The 6,434-nt window shown below is 68.4% G+C and carries 5 protein-coding genes, 2 tRNA genes and 1 pseudogene; 1 reads left to right on the forward strand and 7 read right to left on the reverse strand.

The window, feature by feature from the left end; all coding sequences use genetic code 11:
- The 3 genes from Y706_RS27295 to Y706_RS0122670 form a co-directional block, all read right to left on the reverse strand.
- The coding region (locus tag Y706_RS27295) for a dynamin family protein (RefSeq protein WP_173403111.1) at positions 1-853 on the reverse strand (853 nt) is incomplete at its 3' end.
- A gap of 191 nt (positions 854-1,044) precedes the next feature.
- A tRNA-Glu gene (locus Y706_RS0122665) sits at positions 1,045-1,117 on the reverse strand.
- A 129-nt stretch (positions 1,118-1,246) separates the two neighbouring features.
- A tRNA-Gln gene (locus tag Y706_RS0122670) sits at positions 1,247-1,318 on the reverse strand.
- 345 nt (positions 1,319-1,663) lie between these two features.
- Between Y706_RS0122670 and Y706_RS0122675 the strand changes: the two genes are divergently transcribed.
- Complete coding sequence (locus Y706_RS0122675; RefSeq protein WP_028278364.1) at positions 1,664-3,049, forward strand: hypothetical protein; 1,386 nt, start codon at positions 1,664-1,666, stop codon at positions 3,047-3,049.
- A gap of 49 nt (positions 3,050-3,098) precedes the next feature.
- On the opposite strand, the gene Y706_RS0122680 is transcribed toward Y706_RS0122675, so the two are convergent.
- From Y706_RS0122680 to Y706_RS29510, 4 genes and pseudogenes are all read right to left on the reverse strand, one after another.
- A complete protein-coding gene (locus Y706_RS0122680; protein WP_028278365.1) occupies positions 3,099-3,818 on the reverse strand; it encodes an HAD family hydrolase in 720 nt (239 codons plus the stop codon).
- A 1-nt stretch (position 3,819) separates the two neighbouring features.
- Positions 3,820-5,355 (reverse strand): glutamate--tRNA ligase, encoded by a 1,536-nt coding sequence (gene gltX / locus Y706_RS0122685; RefSeq protein ID WP_028278366.1) that lies wholly within the window; start codon positions 5,353-5,355, stop codon positions 3,820-3,822.
- A gap of 143 nt (positions 5,356-5,498) precedes the next feature.
- Positions 5,499-6,275, reverse strand: coding sequence for a fumarylacetoacetate hydrolase family protein (locus Y706_RS0122690; protein WP_026538927.1), 777 nt, complete (start codon positions 6,273-6,275; stop codon positions 5,499-5,501).
- A 5-nt stretch (positions 6,276-6,280) separates the two neighbouring features.
- A pseudogene (locus Y706_RS29510) lies at positions 6,281-6,434 on the reverse strand (MBL fold metallo-hydrolase); the annotation flags it as partial.

Genomic DNA, 6,434 nt, shown 5'->3' on the forward strand with positions numbered 1-6,434 from the left:
CCCCTGCCAGCTTCCCGAGCCAAACGCGCAGCGGCTCGACGGCCTCTGCCGGAAGCATCCCTGCGGCATCCAGCGGCAGCTCCGGCACCACGAACAATTGGGCGGCCCCCAGCCCTTCCCGGCTGAGCATGGCCTGCAGATCCGCGCTAACCTCCGCTTCCGCCGCTGGCGGCACCCGGTCCAGGACCACGGCCACCATGATGTCGCGGGAGGCCGCATCCAGGAGCAGACGCCAGGGCACGGCGTCTGCATACCGGTTGGCTGTGGTGACAAACACCCAGAGGTCCGCGGCGGCAAGCAACTGCCCGGCCAGCTGCCGGTTGTTCTCGGAAACGGAGTCGACGTCGGGCGCGTCGACCACGGCGATTCCGGGCGGGACCGCGGAGTCGGAGACCAGGACCAGGGAGGTCACCGGGCCGGGATCCAACGCCGCATCAGCCGGGGCCTGCGCCCGGCCGTCCACGAGGGCACCCCGGATGCGGCCCAGGGCCGGCAGCACCCGCTGGCCCTCAAACCAGGCGGCGTCGGCGGGATGGTGGAGCAGGATGGGCTGGCGGGTGGTGGGGCGGATCGCACCGGCCCGCGTGACGGGGTGGCCCACCAGGGCGTTGACCAGGGTGGATTTTCCGGCCCCGGTGGAACCGCCCACCACGGCCAGCAGGGGCGCATCGAGGCTGCGGTACCGGGGCAGGATGTAGTCATCGAGTTGAGCCACGGCCCTTCGAAGGTCCAAGCGCATTTGGTCCGTCCCGGGCAGGGCGAGCGGCAGCCGGAGGGCCGCGAGGTCCTGCCGCACTGCCTCCAGGAGGGCCACGCCGGTTGCGGCCCCGGGGCCGGTTTCATGGGAGCTCACTGCATCATCATGCCAGTTCAGAACGTGGTTCCTGCGGGGGCGCCGCTGCGCGGAACCAAAGCGCCATGCGCAGCGCTTGGCGGGACTCGGCGCGCCCGGCAATACGCCGGCGGACGAGTCTCGCCTGGAAGCCCAGTCAATCCGGGAAACGAAAAACGGCCCCGGGCTGATGCCCGGGACCGTTTTCATTGTGACCCCAGCGGGATTCGAACCCGCGTTACCGCCGTGAGAGGGCAGCGTACTAGGCCGCTATACGATGGGGCCGCGTACTTCCTGAACAGCATTTCTGCCATTCAAGCCAAATGATTGTTTCATACATTTGGCCGCCGTTTCAAATCGGACCAGCCGATTCAAAACTTCCGAATTTCAGCGGAAACCCGCGGAACTTCAGAGCTGGGATACCAGGACTCGAACCTAGAATGACGGTACCAGAAACCGTAGTGTTGCCAATTACACCATATCCCAAAGGCACTTTCGCTCCGGATGTTTGGGCCTAAACCCTCGCTCCCGGCGCCTCAGCACGAGTAATTACTTTACCCGAGAGTTTTCACTTCCACAAATCGGGCGCAAGACGGCGGGATCGCGCCGCCGGAGCGGGCCGCGCGCGGCGCCGATGGCGGCAATACCCGCGCCAGCCCTTGCCAATCCGGCGGAAACACGTTTACGCTCGGTAAGTTACCAACGAGTAACCTCCCCTCCCCCACTCCGCTGCGGGCAGCTTTGCGCTCATTTTCCGGTGTTAGCTGCGTCACAGCTGCTGGGGTGGCCGTCAGCGGAGCCGCTGCCGGCGGGAACGTCGAGAGGAATCATGTGCCACAGAGTCGTGCCGCTATCAGCAAGACCCGGACCCGTGCGCAGCAAATCGCCATCGCCACCCTGGCGTTGCTGCTCATTGCCCTGCTGGGGTTCTATACCCTCGTCACGGGCCGCATCACGGACGGTTCGGCCAAGCTCAGGGACGGGGCCGCCCAGGCGTCCGCCGGAGCCGGCCAGCTGGACGACGGCGCCGGGAAACTCGCCAACGGCGCCAGCCTGGCCGATACCGGGGCTGGAAAACTTTCCGCGGGGGCGGAAAAGATCTCCTCGGGCATCAGCACCAAGCTGGCACCCGGGGCGGACAAGCTCCAGGCCGGTGCCGGCAAGTTGGCCGAAGGTGCCGTCAGGATCGAAGCCGATGTCACCAGCAAGCTGGCCCCCGGCGTCTACAAAGTCGACGACGGTGCGCAGAAGCTCGCGGCGGGGGCCGTGCAGCTTTCGGCCGCGCTGACGCCGACGCCGGCGGGCAACGCAGAGAACAACCTCGCCGACGGGGCCACCCGGCTCGACGGCGGCGCGGCCCAGCTGGCCGGCGGTACCGCTGCGCTGGCAGGCGGCACGGACCAGCTCAAGGGCTACCGCGGTGCCAACGGCAATCCGGAGGCCGGAACCGGGACCGCGGCCCTGGCTCAGGCACTGGAACTGCTGGAGGCGGCGGCGGATGATCCGGTCAAGGGGCTCGTTCCGCTTTCGGTGGTGAAGGACAAGATCGCCAAGATCACCGCAGGCGCGCACAAGCTCGACGCCGGTGCCAGCCAGCTGCAGGCCGGCGCGCAGCGGCTGCAGGACGGCGCGGGCCAGCTGAACGCAGGAACGGGCAAGCTCAAGGCCGGATTCGCGACGCTGGCCGGGAAGCTCAACAGCCAAGACCCCGGCAGCCCGGGCGTGGTGCTGGGCACCCGGCTCCTGGCCGACGGCACGTCCAAGATCCGGGTCGGGATGGACGGGGTCCCCGGCGACCCCGAGCACCCGGGCCTGCTCAGGGCCGCCGCCCGGATGACCGAGGGCAGCTCGCGCCTGGCCGACGGAACCGTGGCCCTGAACGCCGGGATCAAGGGCAATCCGGCCGATCCTGCCAACCCCGGCCTGCTGGGCGGCTCCCGGGCCCTGGCCTCCGGGGCCTCAGAACTCTCGGCCGGCAGCACCAAGCTGGCGTCCGGCTCCTCGCAACTGGCCACGGGGGCGGACAAGCTCGCGGACGGCAACGCCCGGATTGCCGATGGCACCGGCACGCTGTATTCCGGAGCTGCCGCGGTGTCGCCCACCAGCTTGCTCCGGCAGTCCGACGCCGCCACTGCACTGGGACTCGTCGCAATGCTGGCCCTTGGCGCCGTTGGCGCCTTCCTGGCGCTGCGGAAGAGGCAGGCCGGACCACGGTAGCTTCCGGTGCCGGTTGCAGCGCCGGTTACGGCGCCGGATGCAGCGCCGGTTACAGCGGCGGCTGCGCCAGCAGGTCCAGCAGGGAGCCGACCTCGCGGCCCAGGAAGCCCGGGGCCGGTTCCCCGCCGCGGTTCAGCCAGACGCCGAGGAGGCCGGCCGCCGTCGAACCTTCCGCATCGAGCAGCCGGTTGTCCCCGACGTACAGCGTTTGGCCGGGACCCGTACCGATCCGCCGGACACCCTCGAGGTAGATCGCCGGGTCCGGCTTTGCGGCGCCAACGGTGTCGGTGCCAACCAGAACGGCAATCCGTTCCAGCCCGGCCGCGTCCAGCTTCACGCGCTGATAGTCGTGGACGTTGTTGCTCACGGCGCCGTAGGGAATGCCGGCCGCGTCCAGGGCGTCCAGCAGGGGCCCGACGTCGTCGAACGCCCGGATGTAGCCGTGCTGGCGGCTCGCGTAGGAACTCACCCAGTGGTGGGCCTGTTCGCCGTCGGCAAGTTCGACGCCGAAGTACCCCAGCGCCGCCCGGCCGCGGAGCAGGCGCTGCTCATTGAACGTGATCTCGCCGGCCAGGTAGCGGTCGTAGAAGTGGGTGGTTTCATGGGTGAAGATCCGTCCGAACCTCTCCCACCCAGCTTCGTCCAGGCCGGGCAGGAGGTGCTCGCTGACGTCGCGGAGGGCCGTCGTCATGGCGAATTCGAGGTCCACGAGGGTGTCGTCAATGTCGAACAGAACCCCACGGACTGTGCCCAGGCCCGCTGCCAGCATCTCAGCCGCGGAAAGCGCGCAGGCGGGCCAGGGAGGAATCCTTGCCCAGGATGACCATGGACTCGAACAGCGGCGGGGAGATCCGCCGGCCCGAGACAGCCGTGCGGACCGGGCCGAACGCCAGGCGCGGTTTGACGCCGAGGCCTTCCACGAGGGCTTCCTTCAGGGCGACCTGGATGTTCTCGGCCGTCCAGTCGGCAACGGGCTCCAGGGCGGCCAGGGCGGCGTCGAGCACCTCGGTGAGGTTCTCCGGCAGGCCCTTGCGGGCGTCGTCGGCGACGTCGATGGCGTCGTCGGCCTTGAACAGGAACGCTATCATTTCGGGGGCCTCGCCCAGCAGCGAGATGCGCTCCTGGATCAGCGGTGCGGCCTCGGCCAGGATCTCCTCATCGCGGTCCGTGAGGATCTCCCCCACGAAGCCGGCGGCCTGCAGGTAGGGCACCAGGCGGCCGCGGAAGTCCTCGGCGCCGAGCATGCGGATGTGGGTGCCGTTGATGGCTTCGGCCTTCTTGATGTCGAAGCGTGCCGGGTTGGCCAGCACGTCGTTGACGTCGAAGTGCTCGATCAGCTGGTCCACGGTGAAGATGTCCTCGTCGGCGGAGAGGCTCCAGCCGAGCAGGGACAGGTAGTTCAGCAGGCCCTCGGGGATGAAGCCACGGTCCCGGAGCAGGAACAGGTTGGACTGGGGGTCGCGCTTGGAGAGCTTCTTGTTGCCCTCGCCCATGACGTACGGCAGATGGCCGAAGACCGGCATGTAGCTGGCGACGCCAATGTCCATCAGCGCCTGGATCAGCACCACCTGGCGGGGCGTGGAGGAGAGCAGGTCCTCGCCGCGGAGCACGTGGGTGATGCCCATGAGGGCGTCGTCCACGGGGTTGACGAGGGTGTAGAGCGGGGAGCCGTCGGCGCGGACAATAACGTAGTCCGGGATGCTGCCGGCCTTGAAGGTGATCTCGCCGCGGACCATGTCGGTGAACGTGACGTCCTCGTCGGGCATCCGGACGCGCAGCACAGGCTGGCGGCCCTCGGCCTTGAACGCGGCGAGCTGGTCCTCGGAGAGTTCGCGGTCGAAGTTGTCGTAGCCGAGCTTCGGGTCGCGGCCGGCGGCGCGGTGGCGGGCTTCAACTTCTTCCGGCGAGGAGTAGCACTCGTAGGCGTAACCGGCGTCGATCAGCTTGGCCACGACGTCCTTGTAGAGGTCCAGGCGCTGCGACTGGCGGTAGGGCTCGTGCGGGCCGCCGACTTCCACGCCCTCTTCCCAGGTGATGCCGAGCCATTTGAGGGCCTCGAGCAGCTGCTGGTAGCTCTCCTCCGAGTCGCGGGCCGCGTCCGTGTCCTCGATCCGGAACACAAAGGTGCCCTTGGTGTGCCGGGCGTGGGCCCAGTTGAACAGGGCGGTGCGGATCAGCCCGACGTGCGGGGTGCCCGTGGGTGACGGGCAGAACCGGACACGGACCGGGGTGTCAGCGGTGACTTCACCGGTGGAGGCAGCAGGGGCGGAGCTGGGAACGGCGTCGGCCGCGGAAGCAGTAGTCATAGTGGTACCAACATTACCAATCTCTCCCAGCGCCACCCGCCCGGAATGCGGCCACGGAACTACCGCTGCGGAAAAGGACAGCCGCCCCGTGGATCCACGGGGCAGCTGTCTGAAATCGGAGCTCTTGGTCCTGACGGACAGTTCTAGCGGCGGACCACCGGGTTGGAGAGCCGTCCGATGCCCTCGATCTCGACCTCATAGCGGTCGCCTGCCTGCACGGCGCCGACGCCGGCCGGGGTACCGGTCATGATGACGTCGCCCGGCAGCAGGGTGAAGGCCTGCGAGACGATGGAGACGAGCTCCCGGACGCCGCGGATCATCTGGTTCGTGCTGCCGTCCTGGCGCAGTTCGCCATTGAGCCGGCCCTGGATCTGCAGGTCCTCGGTGTCGAGCTCGGTCTCGATCCACGGCCCGAGCGGGGCCGAGGTGTCGAAGCCCTTGGCCCGGGCCCACTGCAGGTCCGTCTTCTGGACGTCGCGGGCGGTGAGGTCATTGCCGCAGGTGTAGCCGAAGATCACGTCATCGACCCGGTCCTCGGGCACGTCCTTGCAGATCCGGCCAATGACGACGCACAGCTCGGCCTCGAAGGAGACGTCCTCGGAGAATTCCGGCAGGACAATGGGATCGTTGGGCCCGATCACGGACGTGTTGGGCTTGAGGAACAGCAGGGGCTGCGCCGGGACCTCGTTGCCGAGTTCCCGGGCGTGCTCCGCGAAGTTGCGGCCAACCCCGATCACCTTGCTGCGCGGGATGATCGGCGCCAGCAGGCGGACGTCCTCCAGCTTGTGCTTCATGGGGGTTCGTTCCACGCCGTGGAAGAAGGGGTCGCCCTTGATGACAGTGACTTCCTCACTGCCGGGCTCACCTTCCACGATGCCGTAGAGGGGATCAGAATCGACTACAAACCGGGCGATACGCATGGTTCCTAGCCTACCGTCCCCCCAGTGCGCAGGTAGTCCAGCTGCGCGGCGACGGAGAGCTCCGCGGCGCGGCGGACGGAAGGGTCGACGTCGGCGTACACGGCGTCCGTGACGGCTCGGACATCGGCGTCGGCGCCCAGTGCCGCGAGGGCTGCCCGG

Source organism: Arthrobacter sp. I3 (genome assembly GCF_000520575.1).
Classification (GTDB): domain Bacteria; phylum Actinomycetota; class Actinomycetes; order Actinomycetales; family Micrococcaceae; genus Arthrobacter; species Arthrobacter humicola_A.